The sequence below is a fragment of the Bacillus cereus group sp. N11 genome, from assembly GCF_016483605.1.
Lineage (GTDB): Bacteria > Bacillota > Bacilli > Bacillales > Bacillaceae_G > Bacillus_A > Bacillus_A toyonensis.
Genome location: NZ_JAEHBN010000019.1, coordinates 12,278 through 29,228, shown reverse-complemented (window position 1 = coordinate 29,228; position 16,951 = coordinate 12,278). Strand labels below are relative to the sequence as shown.

The window sequence follows — 16,951 nt, the reverse complement described above, 5'->3', positions numbered from 1 at the left end:
TCTACTCTATATGAGATACGATGTCACCTAACGCTTCTTTTTGCATGTCAATTAGTTGGAAAATGCCTTGTTCCGCAGCATCAAGTAGTTCATTTAACTGTGTTCTGCTAAACGTCGCTTCTTCTCCAGTTCCTTGCACTTCGACAAACTGACCTTTTCCAGTCATAATCACGTTCATATCAACGTCCGCTTTAGAATCTTCTGCATAGTTTAAATCTAAAACAACACCTTGCTCTTCCACAATTCCTACTGACGTTGCTGCTAAATAATCTTTTACTGGAATTTTAGATACTTTTTCTGCTTGTAATAACTTCTCAAACGCTAATACCATCGCTACATATGCACCTGTAATAGAAGCTGTTCTCGTTCCACCATCTGCTTGAATAACATCACAGTCAATCCAAACTGTTCTCTCGCCAAGTGCTTCTAAGTCAACTACCGCACGTAATGCTCGTCCAATTAAACGCTGGATTTCCATTGTACGTCCAGTTACTTTCCCTTTACTTGACTCCCTGATTGTACGTTGTTCTGTTGCACGCGGAATCATCGCGTATTCAGCTGTTACCCAGCCCTTTCCTTCCCCGCGCATAAACGGTGGGACACGCTCTTCAATTGTCGCTGAGCAAATTACCTTTGTATCCCCAACTTCAATTAATACTGATCCTTCTGGGTGTTTTAAATAATTCGTATGAATATGTATATGGCGTAATTCTGTTTTCTCTCTACCATCTACTCGCATAAAAATAACCTCCTCATAACTACTTGTTAGTATAGCCAAATTTAAATGTATGATATGTATACAATAAAAGAAGGGGAACCCAAAAAGCAATTCCCCTTTCTTACTTAAGTATATCAAATTATCCACGATTAAAAACTACCTGTATTCACGTTTTCTGGACGATCTACAGGTTTTATTAACTTTCCGCCCTTTTCATCTATAAGATTTGCTTTACCATTTACCTCAATAGAAACACTTTTTACGCCTTTCTTTTCTGTTAAAGATAAAACTAACGACTTCAATACGTAATTTGAAACCATATTTTTATCTGGGTTTACAAATATATTTTCATTAAAGTTTAATGTAAGATTTCCGTCTTGCAATTTTGGATTCGTAATAAGCTTAACTCCTGGGTTAAAATCATTCAGGAGCGATTGATGAATCGGTCCTTTTACAAGTTCATCTATAATGGTTGCATAATCATTTTCTTTTCCCTCTACAACGCGGCGTGTTACCGGTACATAATAGTGCTGCTTATCATTATTTTGCGCCATAAAGTAAAGCGTAACTGGTTTTGTATTTGTTACATCTGCTACTTGTTCATCATCAAAGTTAATACCATTCGCACGACTCACCCCTTCTCCAAGCGGTGTACCCGCGACAGGCATCTTCGCTAACTTTTCACCATTTATCTGAAACTGCACTTGTTTTATTTCTTTAAATTGAGTCAAAGTCCACGCTACTGACTCAACAATTTGACGCTCTTCTTCTTTTGCATAGTTTTTCATTTCTTTAGAGAAATCAATTACTGCTGTCCCATCTTTTTTCAAATCTAGAGTCATCGATGTATTTGCTGGAATAACCGCACGGAACCCATTCGGTAATAAATCAGTTACCGGCCCATCTTTCACAAGGTATTCTAGCGTTTGCTGTATTACTTCATTCGCTTTCGGAGTAGGCATTGCGATTGTTTGCGGTACAACATATCCATTTTTATCAACTAAGTATATTTCTCTATTTATCGTTTGCCCTTGTTTATTTTGAGCCGTCCCTTTCTTTTCACCATCTGTATACGTAACTTTTTTTGGTGGATCAATTTGTTCGGTCGCTTTCTCCTGATTTATGAAGCCGCACCCTGTTAATAAAACAGCACTTACCGTAGCACCAATAACCCATTTAAAAGTGGATTTAGGCATGCCTTTCCCCCCCTAAAAACTAAGTTTGTACTATTATGTATACGAGCTATTTCACGTTTTAGAACAAGCTGTGCTTCTTATAAAGTGAAACTTTAATCAGCAGGGTCTTACTGCCCGGCAAATAGCGGGATAAACAAAAAAACCCTGATTTCTCAGGGGTTCACTTATATGAATTCTATTATTATTCTTCTAAATGAATATGCTTCACATTTTCAATCGGCTGACCGAACCATTTTGATGCAATTTCTTTAAATAGGCCTATTTTCCCTGTTGTTAAGAAGAGATGATCACTTTGTTCCTCTCCCTCATTCAACATTTTACTATGATATAAAATTGTACTTACTTCACGCGCTGTTTCATCACCAGAACTAATTAGTTGCACTTTATCTCCCATTACCTTTTTAATAACAGGACCTAAAATTGGATAATGTGTACAACCTAAAATAAGTGTATCAATATCGGTATTTTTCAGCGGTTGCAATGTTTCTCTTACAACTTCATACGCCATTTCACTTTCGAAATTCCCACTTTCTACAAGTTCGACGAAAGGCGGACATGCTAAACTTTCTACCATAACACGGTTATTAATAGACTTTAACGCTTCTTCGTATGCACCACTTTTCACCGTTCCAATCGTACCAATAATCCCAACATGATACGTATTTGTCACTTTTAAAGCTGTACGTGATCCTGGGTGAATAACTCCCACTACCGGAATTGGTAATTGTTTCTGCATTTCTTCTAATACAACCGCAGTTGCTGTATTACACGCAATAACTAACATCTTGATATTTAAATCTAGTAAATGCTCCGTCATTTCCCACGTAAATTGACACACTTCTTCTCGAGAACGTGGACCATAAGGGCAACGCGCTGTATCCCCTAAATATATAATACGCTCTTTCGGCAACTGACGAATTAATTCCTTCGCTACAGTTAAACCACCAACTCCTGAATCGATAACACCGATTGCTCTATTCAACTTCATCACCCGTTTTCTCATTCATCATCTTATTTTATCATTATATTTTACACACTTTAAGTTCGCTCACTTAAACTGCTTCTGTATGAAAATTTTCATTTGTACCTGTATAGACTAGGACCTTTTTTATTTTGCTCCTTTTTTTCATAATTTGCAAGACAGAAAAATAACCGACCTTCTATACGAAAGTCGGTTTCTTCTATATAAAGTGCATATTTACCTCGCTATTTGCCGGGCAGTAAGACCCTGCTAATTAAAGTTTCACTTTATTGCTCCATCTTTTTTTTGGAAAGAAGACATTCCTATTAATAAGAAGAAATGAGCAGAAATTAAAAGGACGATAATTTATTTACAGCCCTTTTTATAGCCTTACCTATTCCCACGCTAGACTGCGGATTTTGCCCTGTAATTAAACGACCATCCACTACAACATGTGGCGTAAAATTAGGAGCTACATAAAACAAGGCCCCTTCTTCTTTCAATTTACTTTCTAGCAAAAATGGAACTCGCTTTTCTAAATGTACAGCTTTTTCTTCATCGTTTGTATAACCTGTTATACGCTTACCGGCAACAAAAAACGAACCATCTTTATTTTTCACACCAACTAAAGAACTTACCCCGTGACAAACAGCCGCTACAATCCGGTTATTGTTATACATATTCTCAATTAAATTTGCTACATATGGATTACCTGGAAAATCTACAATCGCCCCGTGTCCACCACCAAATAATACCGCATCATACTCTGAAGAATGGACAGTTGAAATCGCCCTCGTATTTTGCAATAAAGAAGCGACATGCTTAAATTCACGAGGTATGCCATTCGGAATAGATACTCTATCAATCGGCACTCTTCCGCCTTTTATAGAAACAATATCAACATCGAACTTAGCTTTTTTAAATAAAAGATAAGGAGCTGCGAGCTCTTCCAGCCACAAACCAGTCGGGTGTCCATTCATATCATGAGCACTTGTTGAAACTAACAGTATCCTTTTCAACATATCCCCTCCTTATTACCTATTTATGTATGAAACGTTTTTATCATTCATATAGCACGTGAAACAAACAGAAAAATAGCCGACTCTTTTTATAAAAGTCGGCTGCTTTCTTATAGTTCGAGCTCTCCCATGCGAAGAAGCTCAACAACTGCTTGTGAACGTCCTTTAACCCCTAGCTTTTGCATTGCGTTTGAGATGTGGTTGCGAACTGTCTTTTCACTTATAAAAAGTTCACCTGCAATTTCTTTCGTTGTTTTATCTTGAACCAGTAATTCAAATACTTCTCTCTCTCTCTTTGTGAGTAAAGGTTTAGATTGATACGCTTTTTCCTTCAACTGGTATAACCCTCCTTGCTTAAGCCAGAGCTGTGTATGTGTAAGTTGGGTGTTTATTTAGTCAAGATATTGTATGAACGAAATGTGCAGGTGGTGAATAAAAATGGGCTTTATTTCCTATGTTATTTTAGACTTTTATACAGTGCGGACACTCTTTTTATCCACTTACTTTCCAGTACGCCATATTTGTTCTAGCAATATACTTACAACTGTACCTACAAATAAACCATTCCCGAATATATATTGCATAACAGACGGCAATGATTGGAGTGCTCCAGACGGTAAAAACATAACGCCGCTGCCAAATAATACTGCAACGCCTAAAATCGTTATATTCCTTTCACTCATCGGCACTTGTTTTATATTATTAAATCCAATTCCAATTAACTGTACGAACGAAGCCATTAACACTGCAGATGCGACAGCGGATGGCAACGATGCTAAGTAACGAATAATACTCGGAAACAGCGACATTACGACTAGTAATATACATGCTAGTAAGAACGATCGTATATACTTTTGTTTTGTTAAACGTATAAATCCCGCTGTCGCCGGTAGCGGCACGACACCTACAGTTGAAAATACGGAAGAAATGATATGTGAAATCCCTCCAACCCACGTACCATCCTTCAACTGTTTTTGTTCAATAGTCGCTTTATGAATCGTAGCTTGATTAATCGCTATAATAGCTGCCACTGTATTTGAAACTAAAATACATACCATAACGAAACTCGATACAGCCATCCCTGTATTCCACTTTGGAAGACCCCAAGCAAATATTTGTGGAAGTTGCACAAAATGAGTTACTTGAGATGGGATTGTCACTTTCCCTGCAATGAGAAAAATAATCCACCCACTAATTAATCCTATTAAAACGGCATAACTTTTAACGAAACCTTTTCCAAAATTAGATAGTATAATAACGAACAGAAATATACTAAACGCGATTATTGCTGTAAATCCATCAATTTGAGAAATAGTAGCTGTAATTCCTAGCATTCCTTTTAAAAATACACCACTTAATTGTAAACATAATAAAAGTAAAAACGTCCCTGTCACAACCGGCGTAAATAAAAATAAAATACGTCCAATAAAACCAGTTACTCCTAATCCTATTAAAATAACACCGGAAATGATCATTCCTAATTCCAAAATTTGCAGTGTACTATGTAATTGATCCTGTCCGGCCGTTGCATAAGCAAGTACGGTAAATACACCAACCCAAGATCCAGCTGGCCCATCCGCAATTGGTAGTCTATGTCCAATCCATCCTTGTAAAAAAGAAGATATACCAACTACAAAAAACGTACGCTGCATTAAATAAAATATTTCTTCCGTCGTAAGATGAAATAACCCACCAACGACAATTGGTAGTGCGATTGAATTCGCTAATAAAAATATAAACCATTGCAAAGTTCCCATAATATGATTTTGGTTATGTTGATTGTCCAAATTTTTCATCCCTTCTAGCTTTCCTATACGAAATATATTGTAAGAATAAAAAAGAAGAGTTCTATATTCTCAATTAGAACCCTCCTCAAATTATTTAAACGATTCTTCTACACAAGATTATTTAATTCCACCTTATTTAAACTTCCAACAACAATATCCCCTTTATACACGACTAAACGCTTTTCTGTTTGACGCGCTACCGCTTCAGCAGTACATGTTGCATTCGTTAAAACAAAGCTCGCTTCATCTCCTACATTTGGCCAAGCTCGTTTCCCTTCCTTGTTTAACGTTTCTTTTCCTCCCGTAATAAAGCGAAGTGCTTTTCCTAAAGACCTTTCGTCACTCCACCCAAAACGCTCTGCTAATCGATTTGCCTTTTGAAGCATATCGCCAGTTCCAAACGGCGACCAATGATCTGTAATACTATCATTTCCTAATGAAACTTTAACACCTTTTTTATCTAATAATGGAATTGGAATTACTTGTTTACCAATTGGCACCGTTGAAGTAATATCAATACTTAATGCTGCTAATCTTTCTGCCACTTCTTCAGCTTCTTTATCAGTAACACCACCAAGTCCAAGTGCATGACTAATTGTTACACGACCTTGCCACCCTGCTTCTTCTGTTAAGCTTGCCAACCTCTTCATCGTAAACGTTCCTAGATTATTCGCATCATGCAAATGAATATCAACATCTGCATTAAATTCTACTGCGATATCCATAATCGTATGTAATGATTTTTCGATATCATTATCCACTGTAGCTGGATCCACTCCACCGACTAGATTCGCACCCATACGCATCGCATCTTTCACAAGTTGTACAGAATTACTGCGCAATAATCCATGTTGCGGAAAAGCAACGATTCTACCAGACATCCGATTTTTATATGTTTCTAATGCAGCTAACGTCGCCTCCAAATTATGAAGTCCAATAATTGGATCAACATTACAATGCGTTCTAATATTCGTTGTACCATTTCGAAGTAGTAACTCTAGCATATTTTCCGCCCTGTCTTGAGCAGTTGTTACTTGCTTTGGCAAAATCTTCTCTTCCTCATTAAAACGTGTAAAAATACTGTCTGCTGGCATACAAGCTTTCCAAGGCCCACTATAATATGTTTTATCAATATGAATATGCATCTCTTCGAAAGACGGCAAAATTAATAAGCGATTCGCATCAAGAGTTACTATCCCTTCCTCTTGAACAATCCCTTCTATAATTTTTTTAATTCGTCCATCTTCAATGAGTAAACTACATAATTCTGTTTCTGTTCGTGAAATTGCCCCTTCTTCATATGTATACCTTGATTCAAGCATTACATTAGTCAACCAATATACTGTCATTTCTATTTCCCCACCCTTTATTAAAAATCGCCTCATACCTCTTACTATAAGTTTAATATCCGCTGAAAATTAAGACAATTAATATGATCGTTTCTCTAAAAAAATGTAATACAACCTCATAGTCTTCTCATAAATTTCCATATAGAATAGAAGTATATAGCTTCATATAAAAAAGGAGTTGATCGTTATATGTCAAAAAAATTATGTAAATCCGAAACTGATAAAATGCTATTTGGTATATGTGGTGGTTTAGGAGAATATTTTGATATTAGTTCTACTCTCATTCGTATCCTTTGGGTCATTGCTATTTTATGTTTTGGAACGGGATTTTTAGTTTACTTTATTTGTTTATTACTTATGCCACGTTCGTACTAATGGCATCACTTCCTATACTTAAGAAGAGCATATAAAAAATCACCTATAGAATTCTATAGGTGATTTTTTCATGAAGAGTATTTCATCGTTAAATGTAATACAGCCACTTCATCTTCTTCATTTTTATAGCTATGTTTCTTATTCGCTTCAAATTGAATGGAGTCAAACTCGTTTAATTCGTATACATCATTCTCCACTTGAATGGATACTTTCCCTTTCATTACCGTTACAAGCTCAATAGCACCTTCATGATGAGCTTCCGGTTCATATATACTATTCGCTCTTAAACAAGCACGGTGCATTTCCATCCCTGTTTCTTTCGTGTAACGGAACATCGTTTCTAAATACCATGCTTGTCCTACATCTACTGCAAATCCTTCTCCGCAGCGCGCAACAGCTACAGGTTCTCCAACAACCATTAATCTCGATAAAGGTATCGATAACCCTTTCGTTATTTTCCAAATGACAGCTAACGTTGGATTCGTTTCACCTCTCTCAATTTTCCCTAATGTTAATTTACTAACTCCTGTTTTTTGGGCTAATTCTTCTAAACTTAATTTTTGTTCATTTCGAATTTGCCTTAATAGCTGACCTACTTGCTGAATGACTTCTTTCGTTTGCATATCTTCATGTTCTTTCATCTATAAAACCACCTTAAAGTATAAAATAGTTTACTTTTATTATCTTAAAGTATATTATACTATACATAATTATTTATTTCCAAAAGGAGTGTTATATTTCATGCGTGCAATATTATTAGGCCTCTTATCATCAGCCTTTTTTTCTGCAACTTTTATTATTAATAGAGCAATGAATGTATCTGGAACGAGCTGGGCTTGGACAGCTTCCTTCCGCTTTTTATTCGCTCTCCCTATTTTATTCCTTATCGTTTTATTTCGCAAAAACTTAGGTGGGTTATGGGCAGAGTTAAAAAAACATCCATTCGCATGGATCGGATGGGGTTCCGTTGCAGGGATTGGTTTCTATTCTTTATTAAGTTTCGCAGCTGTCTTCTCTCCGGCTTGGCTCGTTGCCGGAACTTGGCAAGTTACGATATTAGCAGGTTTACTTTTATCACCACTATTTTTCGTAAAAATAGAAACGAAGTCAGGTACAAAACTTGTACGCGGAAAAATTCCGCTTCGTAGTTTATATGTAGCATTATTTATTTTACTAGGTGTAATTTGTATGCAAACAACTGCAGCTGGACACATTACAATAACTCAGTTCATTTCAGGGTTTTTACCTGTCGTATTAGCTGCTTTTTTATATCCGTTCGGCAACCGAAAAATGATGGAACTTGTGGGGGGACGTCTTGATACATTCCAGCGTGTATTAGGAATGGCAATAGGCAGTCTTCCTATTACAATTTTACTTGGTATATACGGATTTTCTACTACTGGTATTCCAACATCCAGCCAAATGCTGCAAGGATTTTTGTTAGCTTTATGTTCCGGCGTCATTGCGACGATGACATTTTTCTTTGCCACTGACTTAGCAAAAGACAACCTCGCTTTACTTGGTGCCGTTGAAGCAACACAAGCTGGAACGATGGTCTTTACAGTACTTGGTGAAATTGTGTTCTTGAACGGTTCATTCCCTGGTGACCTTTCCCTATTTGGAATGATTATTATTATGTTAGGAATGGTTGCAAATAGTATTTTAAACCGTTCTGTTCCAGTCATTAAACAGAAAAAGTCAGCATAAAAAAGATATGGTTCTTCTTCATAGAACCATATCTTTTTTATTGTCCCCCTATTTCGCCTTATCAGAATAGTATTTCATTGGCTGTTTATACGAAAACCTATGTTATAATACGTTTCATGCGCATTAATAGGAGGTAAATTATGTTAAAAAAAGCAATCGCTGAATTTATTGGTACATTTGTACTTGTATTATTCGGAACTGGAGTAGCTGTCACTGGCGGCGGAATTGAAGGAATTGGAACATTAGGAATCGCTATGGCTTTCGGTCTATCTATTGTAGCTATGGCATATAGCATTGGAACAATTTCTGGATGTCACATTAACCCAGCAGTATCGGTAGCTATGTTCATTAACAAAAGAATGAACGCTATGGAACTTTGTTATTATGTATTAGCTCAAATTTTAGGTGGTTTATTAGGAACTGCAACGTTAGTAACGATTTTACGCTCTGCTAAAACACCTTTAGATAATTTAGGACAAAATGGTTTCGGAACTCTTGGTTTATCTGGAGCATTTTTAGTTGAGTTCGTTTTAACTTTCGTATTTATTTTAGTTATCATGGCTGTAACAGGTAAAAAAGGAAGTTCTTCTTTAGCGGGACTAGTAATTGGTTTCACATTAGTTTTAATTCACTTATTAGGAATTCCTTTAACTGGAACATCTGTTAACCCTGCTCGTAGTATCGCACCAGCTTTATTTGTTGGTGGAGAAGCACTTTCTCAACTATGGGTATTCATCGTAGCACCAATTCTTGGTGGTATCGTAGCAGCTATCGTAGGTAAATTCATTTTAAATACTGAAAAATAGAATTTTCAATATTTCTGAATAAAAAAAGGCGAGCCCTCATTATGAGGAAGCTCGCTTTTTTATTCTTTTATTTTAGACTTTAAATTTGTAACTAATTGCTCTACCGTTACATTTGCAAGTACGTTTTCCATCGCTTCTTGCGCTTGCATTAAAATAATTTCTAATACTGATTGAATATTAGCTCCTACTGGACATTCAATGTTGGGATTTTCATGGAAGGAAAATAGATGTCCTTCTTCTACAACTTCCACTGCTTTATATACATCAAGTAATGTAATTTCTTCTAAATCACGAGCAAGTGTCGTACCACCTTTACCGGCTTGTACATCAACAAGTCCTGCTCTCTTCAACATTCCTGTAATGCGACGAATCACAACTGGATTTGTATTCACACTACCAGCAATCCATTCAGAGGTACAGCGAGAGTTTCGATCTATCGCAAGTAAAGTCAACATATGAACACCTACTGTAAAACGACTACTAATTCCCATCTGCACACCCTCCTTTGTATTCATTCTATTAAAAGACAACTCTTACTATTATATACTATTTTTAATTTATACATAAAGAAAAAGCATGATTTCAATAGAAAATCATGCTTTTCTCTCATTATTGACGCTTAATAAATTTTGCTAAATCTTTAAATTTCACTTTGTCTGAGTAATTCATTACACCATTTACATAGATACGACTTGTAACAGCGTTTAATATACCAATCGTCGCCAATAAGACTACTAATGTTATCGTAATTTCTAACATGCCTGCTTCACCGGCTACAATACGTGAGAAGGTAACCATCGGTGTAAAGAACGGAACGTAAGAACTTACAACAACGATAGTACTATTCGGATCACTTAATGATTTAATACTAATGAAGAATGCAGCCATAATTAAAATCATTATCGGGAAAGATACAGCTTGTAAATCCTCCGTCTTAGAAACAACAGCGCCAGCTGCAGCGTACATCATCGCATAAAGTAAATATCCCGTAATGAAATAAACAAGGAACATACTTATAACTTTTGCATCTAATTTTGTAAAGTCAATTGGAATTCCAAATAATGAGGCGTTTTCTAAATCGACCCACCCTAACAAATAAGGAATAAGATAACCGCACGCTAATATGACCAGTTGTAATAAAGCTGTTGAAACAACTGCTAATATTTTCGCATACATCATCGTAAGCGGTTTTACTTTCGGCAGCATGACTTCCATTACACGTGACGCCTTTTCTGATGCAATATTCATTGCAATTGTATTTCCGAACGCGACAATAAACATATATAAAGCAAATGTAAAGAAATAGGAAATTCCGAAAGAAGAAGAGCGATCTTTTATTGCTTCTTGTTTCACTGAAATTTCAGTTTGCAATTGCTGTGCAATTTCTGGTGAAACATTATGCTTTGCAATTGTCACCATTGTATATTGTTGTTTGAAATAACTTGCCATGATTGCAGAAGTTGCTTGGCTAGGAAATCCATTATACATATACGTAACCTCTGGAGCTCCATTCTTTTCTATTACATGAAACAAACCATCCAGCTCACCGTCTTCTACTTGTTTATGCAGTTTATCAAAATCTGCTTTTGAACCAACCGTTATTTTTGCTGATGGTAATAGCTTAGTTAATTCTTCTTTTTGTACGTTGTATGTGGAACTTTCTGTTACAACTGCAATTTTATCTTTATCCTTACTTTTATCATTCCCTGAAGTAAAATGATTAAATGCAAAAATCCCAAATACAACTAAAAATAATATCGCACTCGTAATTAATGATTTTTTAGATAAAAACGCTTCTCTAAAATAAAATGAAAATACATGAGAAAATTTACGCATCGTTATTTCGCCCTCTCTACAAAGATTTCATTTAACGTCGGCTCTAACATTTTAAATTGGCGCAAGGTAACACCTTGTTCTTGCAATTGTTGTAAAATCTTTAGAGCTTCTGCATCGTCTTGTACTTTTATATAAAGAAGGCCTTGTTGTTTTTCATATGAAACATGTATAGCTTCTAATCCCTTTTCATTCTCTGCTGTATCTTCAATCGTTAAATTACGGAAACCATATTCTTTCTTAATATCACTTAACTGTCCTTTGACAACTGCTTCGCCTTTTTTCAAAATACATACATGTTGGCAAAAAGCTTCTACTTGTTCCATACGATGACTGGATAAAATAATTGTCTTCCCGCTCTGTACTTGTTCTTCAATAATGCTAGCTAACATCCCAGCATTGACTGGGTCAAGTCCGCTAAACGGTTCATCTAAGATGAGAAGTTCAGGATTATGAAGAAGAGCAGCAATTAATTGAATTTTTTGCTGATTCCCTTTTGAAAGCTCTCCTGCCGTTTTAAATTTGTATTCTGGAATTGCTAATCGCTCTAACCAGTGGTCAATGGCAAGATCTACGTCTTTTTTCGTCATTCCTTCTAATCTACCAAAATATCGCAGCTGGTCTATTACTCTACTTTTTGTATATAAACCTCTTTCTTCTGGTAAATAACCAATCGTTACCCCACTAGTCCCAAATAATTTTCCATCCCATGTAATAGAGCCTTCATTAGGCGTTAATAATCCGAGAAGCATTTTGATTGTAGTTGTTTTCCCTGCACCATTTCGTCCAAGTAATCCTAGCACTTCACCTTTTGGTAACGAAATTTGCAAACCGTTAACTGCTTTTGATTCCCCAAATAGTTTCGTTAAGTTTTGAATTTGTAAACTCAAAGTATAAAGCCTCCCCTTTATTATCATTCGTACTCTCTTTCAAAGATTATGTTTATTTAGGATAAAATATAGCACTACGCTTCATCCTCTTATATATAACATTACCTTTAATCCATCATTTGTTCTATTTAGTTAAAATTGTAAATAACAAAGGTTTATTTGTCAATTATAATTGTCATTACGACAATAAAACCTGTCAAAATGACTATCATTATTTTGCTCATCTTTCTAATATAGGACACACTACTATATATACAAAAGACAATATGCAAATGTTCATAAAAAATTTTTATATTTTAATATATAATATAAGATGATTTTCTAACATCAAGGAGGATACATATGAAGATGAAGAGGGGCATTACCACTTTATTATCTGTAGCGGTTCTATCTACATCGCTTGTAGCATGTTCAGGAACGACAGAGAAAACAGCGGCCAAAGAAGAAAAAGTAAAATTAACAGAACAGCAATTAATGGCTGATTTATGGTATCAAACAGCTGGTGAAACGAAAGCACTTTACTACCAAGGGTACAATATCGGTCAATTGAAGCTGGATGCAGCTCTTGCAAAAGGGACAGCAAAAAAACCTGCTATCGTACTTGATTTAGATGAAACTGTTTTAGACAACAGTCCTCATCAAGCAATGAGTGTAAAGACAGGAAAAGGCTATCCTTACAAATGGGATGATTGGATTAATAAGGCTGAAGCTGAAGCCCTTCCAGGCGCAATTGATTTCTTAAAATATACAGAGTCTAAAGGTGTAGATATTTACTACATCTCAAATCGTAAAACGAACCAACTAGATGCAACTATTAAAAATCTTGAGCGCGTAGGTGCTCCTCAAGCAACGAAAGAACATATATTATTACAAGATCCGAAAGAAAAAGGGAAAGAGAAACGCCGTGAACTCGTTTCTCAAACACATGATATTGTCTTATTCTTCGGTGATAACTTATCTGATTTCACTGGTTTTGATGGCAAATCGGTAAAAGATCGCAATCAAACAGTTGCAGATTCAAAAGCACAATTTGGTGAGAAATTCATCATTTTCCCTAATCCAATGTACGGCGATTGGGAAGGAGCTTTGTATGACTATGATTTCAAAAAATCAGATACGGAAAAAGATAAAGTCCGTCGTGACAACTTAAAATCATTTGAAGCAAAATAAAAGAGGATGGCATTTGCCATCCTCTTTCTTTATTGCATATTTCTCGTTAAAGGTAAAATAAACACTTCTACACGTCTATTTTTTGCTTTTCCTTCCGGTGTATCATTTGGTGCAATCGAACGGTATTCTCCGTAACCAATTGCACTAAATTTTCCTGGTTGCAAATCTTTATTTTGAAGTAATACCTGCATAAAATTAACGGCACGCTGTGTACTTAACTCCCAGTTTGATGCAAACTGAGCATTTGCGATAGGAACAGTATCTGTATGACCAGATACTGTAATCTCACGAGGTGATGCGGAAACAAGCAGGTTAGACATCTCTTTTGCAATCCCTAACGATTCTAATTTCACATCTGCTTTTCCCGAGTCGAATAGTACATTTTCTAATATTGTTACCATTAATCCTTTTTCAGTTAAATCGGTTTTAAAAGAAGACGATAATTGCTTTTCCTCAATATATTTATCAATACCTTTTTGTACCGCTTTTAATTCATTCATTTCTTGCTGCTTTACTTCAGCCTCAGCATTCTTTTTAATCTGCTCAGATTCTAAACTATTTGCTGACAACTCTTTCTCTTCATTCGGCTTCTGATCACTTAAAAACTCTTTATTTCCTGTTCCGCCTGCTAGTTCACTCCGAAAAGCTACTGCCATCTGTTTAAACTTCGCAGCATCTATACTACTCATTGCGAATAATACGATGAATAATGCAAATAACAACGTTAACATATCAGAATACGGAATTAACCACGTTTCATCGATATGCTCATCATGTTTTTTCTTTTTACCTCTTCTATTTTTTTTACTCCGCATTTTTTTCTGCTCCTATTTCTAGCTTTTTACGCTCAGTTGCAGAAAGTGCACCTAAAATACGGTTCTTCATAATAAACGGATATGTACCTTCTTGTAACATTAATAAACAATCAATAATTAAACGTTTTTTCTCGATTTCAGCTGCAGATTTTTGCTTTAACTTATTTGCAAATGGATGCCATAGTACATAACCTGAAAAAATACCAAAAATCGTTGCAATAAACGCACCTGAAATAGCATGTCCTAACTTGTCAATATCAGTTAAATTACCAAGCGCAGCTACAAGACCAATAACAGCACCTAAAACCCCTAATGTCGGTGCATACGTACCAGCTTGTGAAAAAATCGCCGCTCCTTTTGCATGCCTTTCTTCAATTGCTTCTAATTCAGCTTCTAAAATCTGCTCTAAATCTTCTGCGGATACGCCATCAATCACAAATTTCATACCACGTAAAAGAAATTCATCTTGAATTTTGTCTAATTGTTGCTCTAAAGACAAAATACCGTATTTTCTACTTTCAGATGTCCAATGAACAAATAATTCTAGCAACTGTTCGTAACTTAAATCCTTTTTATTTGAACCAAAAAGAACTTTAAATAATTTTGGAACCCTTTTTAGTTGATTCATCGGAAATGCAATACAAACTGCGGCAAATGTACCGATGAAAATAATTAATGCTGCGGCAGGATTCAATAAGGCTGTTACGTCAGCGCCCTTGACGACCATCCCTACTACTACCGCTACAAATCCTAAAATGAGTCCAATAATTGTTGCAAAATCCATTCCCATTCACTCCTAGTCTATACAAGAAGTTCTTTATTCTCGATAATCGCTACATCTTCTTATGTATATATATTACATAAAAAATTCAATTCATGAAAGATAAGAAATGAATTATATGAAAAAATACTACAATTTCACACATTTTCTGACATTTTCTTTGCATTTTCATTACGTTACGGCTCTTATATTTCTTTTTCAACAAACTAAACTTATAATAAAAACAATACATATTTTATTAAGAAAGGACTGTGATTACAAGGCATCATGAAAAAAATAATAATTATTTCTGCCGCTACTATTGTAATCGGTATCACATCTTTCGCTTATTTCAGTTCTGAATCACCATTACAAAATGGGGCGAAAGCTGTCGAAAGTCAAAAACATAGTAATCATCCAAAAGAAGAGATTCCTGCTTTTCCAAAAGCTGATCATAATGAAAAAAAACTAGATGATAATTTTTCCGTTGTAACAAATCCAGATTCTGCTCTTGTATTAGTCAATAAACATCGTAAATTACCAGATGGGTATATTCCAGAAGATTTAAAGAAACCGAACGTACCATTTACTAGTCCAAAAGATAAAGAGAAAACATTACTTCGTAAAGATGCTGCAGATGCGCTTGAGAAAATGTTCCAAGCAGCGAAAAACGAGGGGATAGAACTTACAGCAGTTTCAGGTTACCGTTCTTACAAACGTCAACAGTCATTACATAATACCTATATTAAGCGTCAAGGAAAAACTGAGGCTAATTCGGTAAGTGCAATTCCAGGAACAAGTGAGCATCAAACTGGTCTAGCAATGGATATTAGCTCAAAATCTGCTAAATTCCAATTAGAACCAATCTTTGGCGAGACAACAGAAGGGAAATGGGTTGCAAAACACGCCCATGAGTTTGGATTTGTCATTCGTTATTTAGAAGATAAAACAGAAACAACAGAGTACGCATACGAACCATGGCACTTACGCTACGTTGGTAATCCATATGCCACATACATATATAAACACCATCTAACATTAGAAGAGGCAATGAAGGATAAAAAATAAGAGAGCGATTCGCTCTCTTATTTTTGTATTCTCTTCTATTATTTTAGTAATTTCATCTTCCATTCTTCAGGCCATGGCTCGCCTCTTCCTGTTTTTTTCGATGCTTGTACCATCATACCGCGTCCAACTAAACAAACTTCCCCTTCTGCATTTTTGACCATATAGTGCAAATCTAAAGAAGAATTCCCAACTGTTTCTGCCTTTACATATACTTTCAACTGCTCATCAAAATATATTTGTTTGATGAAATTACATTGTAAATCTGCAACAACGATCATCGTTTCTGATGATTCATTTGTCCATTCTTGCATAAATCCAAGTTCTTTAAACAATGCGATACGTGCTTCTTCAAAATATGTAAAAGCAATGACATTATTTACATGTCCAAACATATCTACTTCACCGAAACGAACTTTTACAGGATTGTAAAACGAAAAACCACTTTCCCATTTCTTAAAGTCTTCAATATAAGAAATTCTCTTCATCGTTTTCTCTCC

General features: G+C 35.6%; 19 protein-coding genes. 5 read left to right on the top strand and 14 right to left on the bottom strand.

What is annotated here, in order from left to right; genetic code table 11:
• Position 1 precedes the first annotated feature (1 nt).
• The 7 genes from rph to JDS98_RS24495 all read right to left on the bottom strand — a co-directional run bounded on the left by rph (position 2) and on the right by JDS98_RS24495 (position 7,030).
• The gene (gene rph, locus JDS98_RS24525) at positions 2 to 739 is read right to left on the bottom strand and encodes a ribonuclease PH (RefSeq protein WP_001261767.1); all 738 of its coding nucleotides are present in this window, start codon (positions 737 to 739) and stop codon (positions 2 to 4) included.
• 128 nt (positions 740 to 867) lie between these two features.
• Positions 868 to 1,914: a GerMN domain-containing protein gene (locus JDS98_RS24520; protein WP_098711452.1), complete on the bottom strand. Its 1,047-nt coding sequence runs from the start codon at positions 1,912 to 1,914 to the stop codon at positions 868 to 870.
• Positions 1,915 to 2,095: 181 nt separating this feature from the next.
• On the bottom strand, positions 2,096 to 2,902 hold the full coding sequence (gene racE, locus JDS98_RS24515) for a glutamate racemase (RefSeq protein WP_098711451.1): 807 nt from the start codon (positions 2,900 to 2,902) through the stop codon (positions 2,096 to 2,098).
• 323 nt (positions 2,903 to 3,225) lie between these two features.
• Entirely contained in the window at positions 3,226 to 3,897 is a 672-nt protein-coding gene (locus tag JDS98_RS24510; RefSeq protein WP_098711450.1) for a type 1 glutamine amidotransferase domain-containing protein, read from the bottom strand.
• Positions 3,898 to 4,004: 107 nt separating this feature from the next.
• Entirely contained in the window at positions 4,005 to 4,229 is a 225-nt protein-coding gene (gerE, locus tag JDS98_RS24505; RefSeq protein WP_000659484.1) for a spore germination transcription factor GerE, read from the bottom strand.
• Positions 4,230 to 4,394: 165 nt separating this feature from the next.
• Positions 4,395 to 5,690 carry a purine/pyrimidine permease gene (locus JDS98_RS24500; protein ID WP_000792689.1) on the bottom strand — a complete coding sequence of 432 codons (1,296 nt, stop codon included), beginning with the start codon at positions 5,688 to 5,690 and terminating at the stop codon, positions 4,395 to 4,397.
• 98 nt (positions 5,691 to 5,788) lie between these two features.
• Positions 5,789 to 7,030, bottom strand: a complete 1,242-nt coding sequence (locus JDS98_RS24495; RefSeq protein ID WP_098711449.1) for an amidohydrolase family protein — start codon at positions 7,028 to 7,030, stop codon at positions 5,789 to 5,791.
• 189 nt (positions 7,031 to 7,219) lie between these two features.
• Between JDS98_RS24495 and JDS98_RS24490 the strand changes: the two genes are divergently transcribed.
• Positions 7,220 to 7,405: a PspC domain-containing protein gene (locus JDS98_RS24490; RefSeq protein ID WP_000038412.1), complete on the top strand. Its 186-nt coding sequence runs from the start codon at positions 7,220 to 7,222 to the stop codon at positions 7,403 to 7,405.
• Positions 7,406 to 7,473: 68 nt separating this feature from the next.
• On the opposite strand, the gene JDS98_RS24485 is transcribed toward JDS98_RS24490, so the two are convergent.
• Positions 7,474 to 8,046 carry a helix-turn-helix domain-containing protein gene (locus tag JDS98_RS24485; protein WP_098711448.1) on the bottom strand — a complete coding sequence of 191 codons (573 nt, stop codon included), beginning with the start codon at positions 8,044 to 8,046 and terminating at the stop codon, positions 7,474 to 7,476.
• Between the two features lie 100 nt (positions 8,047 to 8,146).
• On the opposite strand from JDS98_RS24485, the gene JDS98_RS24480 reads away from it, so the two are divergent.
• Both JDS98_RS24480 and JDS98_RS24475 read left to right on the top strand, forming a co-directional pair.
• Entirely contained in the window at positions 8,147 to 9,112 is a 966-nt protein-coding gene (locus JDS98_RS24480; RefSeq protein WP_098711447.1) for a DMT family transporter, read from the top strand.
• A gap of 140 nt (positions 9,113 to 9,252) precedes the next feature.
• Positions 9,253 to 9,918 (top strand): aquaporin, encoded by a 666-nt coding sequence (locus JDS98_RS24475; protein ID WP_000913214.1) that lies wholly within the window; start codon positions 9,253 to 9,255, stop codon positions 9,916 to 9,918.
• Positions 9,919 to 9,977: 59 nt separating this feature from the next.
• Here JDS98_RS24475 and JDS98_RS24470 read toward each other — a convergent pair whose 3' ends face one another.
• From JDS98_RS24470 to JDS98_RS24460, 3 genes are all read right to left on the bottom strand, one after another.
• Positions 9,978 to 10,409 carry an Rrf2 family transcriptional regulator gene (locus tag JDS98_RS24470; RefSeq protein WP_000512996.1) on the bottom strand — a complete coding sequence of 144 codons (432 nt, stop codon included), beginning with the start codon at positions 10,407 to 10,409 and terminating at the stop codon, positions 9,978 to 9,980.
• A gap of 118 nt (positions 10,410 to 10,527) precedes the next feature.
• Positions 10,528 to 11,754 (bottom strand): ABC transporter permease, encoded by a 1,227-nt coding sequence (locus tag JDS98_RS24465; protein ID WP_098711446.1) that lies wholly within the window; start codon positions 11,752 to 11,754, stop codon positions 10,528 to 10,530.
• A 2-nt stretch (positions 11,755 to 11,756) separates the two neighbouring features.
• Positions 11,757 to 12,641, bottom strand: a complete 885-nt coding sequence (locus tag JDS98_RS24460; protein ID WP_199634444.1) for an ABC transporter ATP-binding protein — start codon at positions 12,639 to 12,641, stop codon at positions 11,757 to 11,759.
• Positions 12,642 to 12,983: 342 nt separating this feature from the next.
• Here JDS98_RS24460 and JDS98_RS24455 point away from each other — a divergent pair, with 342 nt between their 5' ends.
• A complete protein-coding gene (locus tag JDS98_RS24455; RefSeq protein WP_000782780.1) occupies positions 12,984 to 13,811 on the top strand; it encodes a 5'-nucleotidase, lipoprotein e(P4) family in 828 nt (275 codons plus the stop codon).
• Positions 13,812 to 13,840: 29 nt separating this feature from the next.
• Here the strand turns inward: JDS98_RS24455 and motB are convergent, their stop codons facing one another.
• A complete protein-coding gene (gene motB, locus JDS98_RS24450; protein ID WP_001256738.1) occupies positions 13,841 to 14,626 on the bottom strand; it encodes a flagellar motor protein MotB in 786 nt (261 codons plus the stop codon).
• Positions 14,616 to 15,410: a flagellar motor stator protein MotA gene (gene motA, locus JDS98_RS24445; protein ID WP_000344856.1), complete on the bottom strand. Its 795-nt coding sequence runs from the start codon at positions 15,408 to 15,410 to the stop codon at positions 14,616 to 14,618. Before motA ends, motB begins: the two co-directional genes overlap by 11 nt.
• A 264-nt stretch (positions 15,411 to 15,674) precedes the next feature.
• Here motA and JDS98_RS24440 point away from each other — a divergent pair, with 264 nt between their 5' ends.
• Positions 15,675 to 16,454 carry a M15 family metallopeptidase gene (locus tag JDS98_RS24440; protein ID WP_000720189.1) on the top strand — a complete coding sequence of 260 codons (780 nt, stop codon included), beginning with the start codon at positions 15,675 to 15,677 and terminating at the stop codon, positions 16,452 to 16,454.
• 38 nt (positions 16,455 to 16,492) lie between these two features.
• On the opposite strand, the gene JDS98_RS24435 is transcribed toward JDS98_RS24440, so the two are convergent.
• Positions 16,493 to 16,939, bottom strand: coding sequence for an acyl-CoA thioesterase (locus JDS98_RS24435; RefSeq protein WP_000822752.1), 447 nt, complete (start codon positions 16,937 to 16,939; stop codon positions 16,493 to 16,495).
• Between the last annotated feature and the right edge of the window lie 12 nt (positions 16,940 to 16,951).

Bases quoted from the DNA above. Each gene is read 5' to 3' on its own strand.
- rph (WP_001261767.1), bottom strand. From the start codon at position 739: ATGCGAGTAGATGGTAGAGAGAAAACAGAATTACGCCATATACATATT.
- JDS98_RS24520 (WP_098711452.1), bottom strand. From the start codon at position 1,914: ATGCCTAAATCCACTTTTAAATGGGTTATTGGTGCTACGGTAAGTGCT.
- racE (WP_098711451.1), bottom strand. From the start codon at position 2,902: ATGAAGTTGAATAGAGCAATCGGTGTTATCGATTCAGGAGTTGGTGGT.
- JDS98_RS24510 (WP_098711450.1), bottom strand. From the start codon at position 3,897: ATGTTGAAAAGGATACTGTTAGTTTCAACAAGTGCTCATGATATGAAT.
- JDS98_RS24500 (WP_000792689.1), bottom strand. From the start codon at position 5,690: ATGAAAAATTTGGACAATCAACATAACCAAAATCATATTATGGGAACT.
- JDS98_RS24495 (WP_098711449.1), bottom strand. From the start codon at position 7,030: ATGACAGTATATTGGTTGACTAATGTAATGCTTGAATCAAGGTATACA.
- JDS98_RS24490 (WP_000038412.1), top strand. From the start codon at position 7,220: ATGTCAAAAAAATTATGTAAATCCGAAACTGATAAAATGCTATTTGGT.
- JDS98_RS24485 (WP_098711448.1), bottom strand. From the start codon at position 8,046: ATGAAAGAACATGAAGATATGCAAACGAAAGAAGTCATTCAGCAAGTA.
- JDS98_RS24480 (WP_098711447.1), top strand. From the start codon at position 8,147: ATGCGTGCAATATTATTAGGCCTCTTATCATCAGCCTTTTTTTCTGCA.
- JDS98_RS24475 (WP_000913214.1), top strand. From the start codon at position 9,253: ATGTTAAAAAAAGCAATCGCTGAATTTATTGGTACATTTGTACTTGTA.
- JDS98_RS24470 (WP_000512996.1), bottom strand. From the start codon at position 10,409: ATGGGAATTAGTAGTCGTTTTACAGTAGGTGTTCATATGTTGACTTTA.
- JDS98_RS24465 (WP_098711446.1), bottom strand. From the start codon at position 11,754: ATGCGTAAATTTTCTCATGTATTTTCATTTTATTTTAGAGAAGCGTTT.
- JDS98_RS24455 (WP_000782780.1), top strand. From the start codon at position 12,984: ATGAAGATGAAGAGGGGCATTACCACTTTATTATCTGTAGCGGTTCTA.
- motB (WP_001256738.1), bottom strand. From the start codon at position 14,626: ATGCGGAGTAAAAAAAATAGAAGAGGTAAAAAGAAAAAACATGATGAG.
- motA (WP_000344856.1), bottom strand. From the start codon at position 15,410: ATGGATTTTGCAACAATTATTGGACTCATTTTAGGATTTGTAGCGGTA.
- JDS98_RS24440 (WP_000720189.1), top strand. From the start codon at position 15,675: ATGAAAAAAATAATAATTATTTCTGCCGCTACTATTGTAATCGGTATC.
- JDS98_RS24435 (WP_000822752.1), bottom strand. From the start codon at position 16,939: ATGAAGAGAATTTCTTATATTGAAGACTTTAAGAAATGGGAAAGTGGT.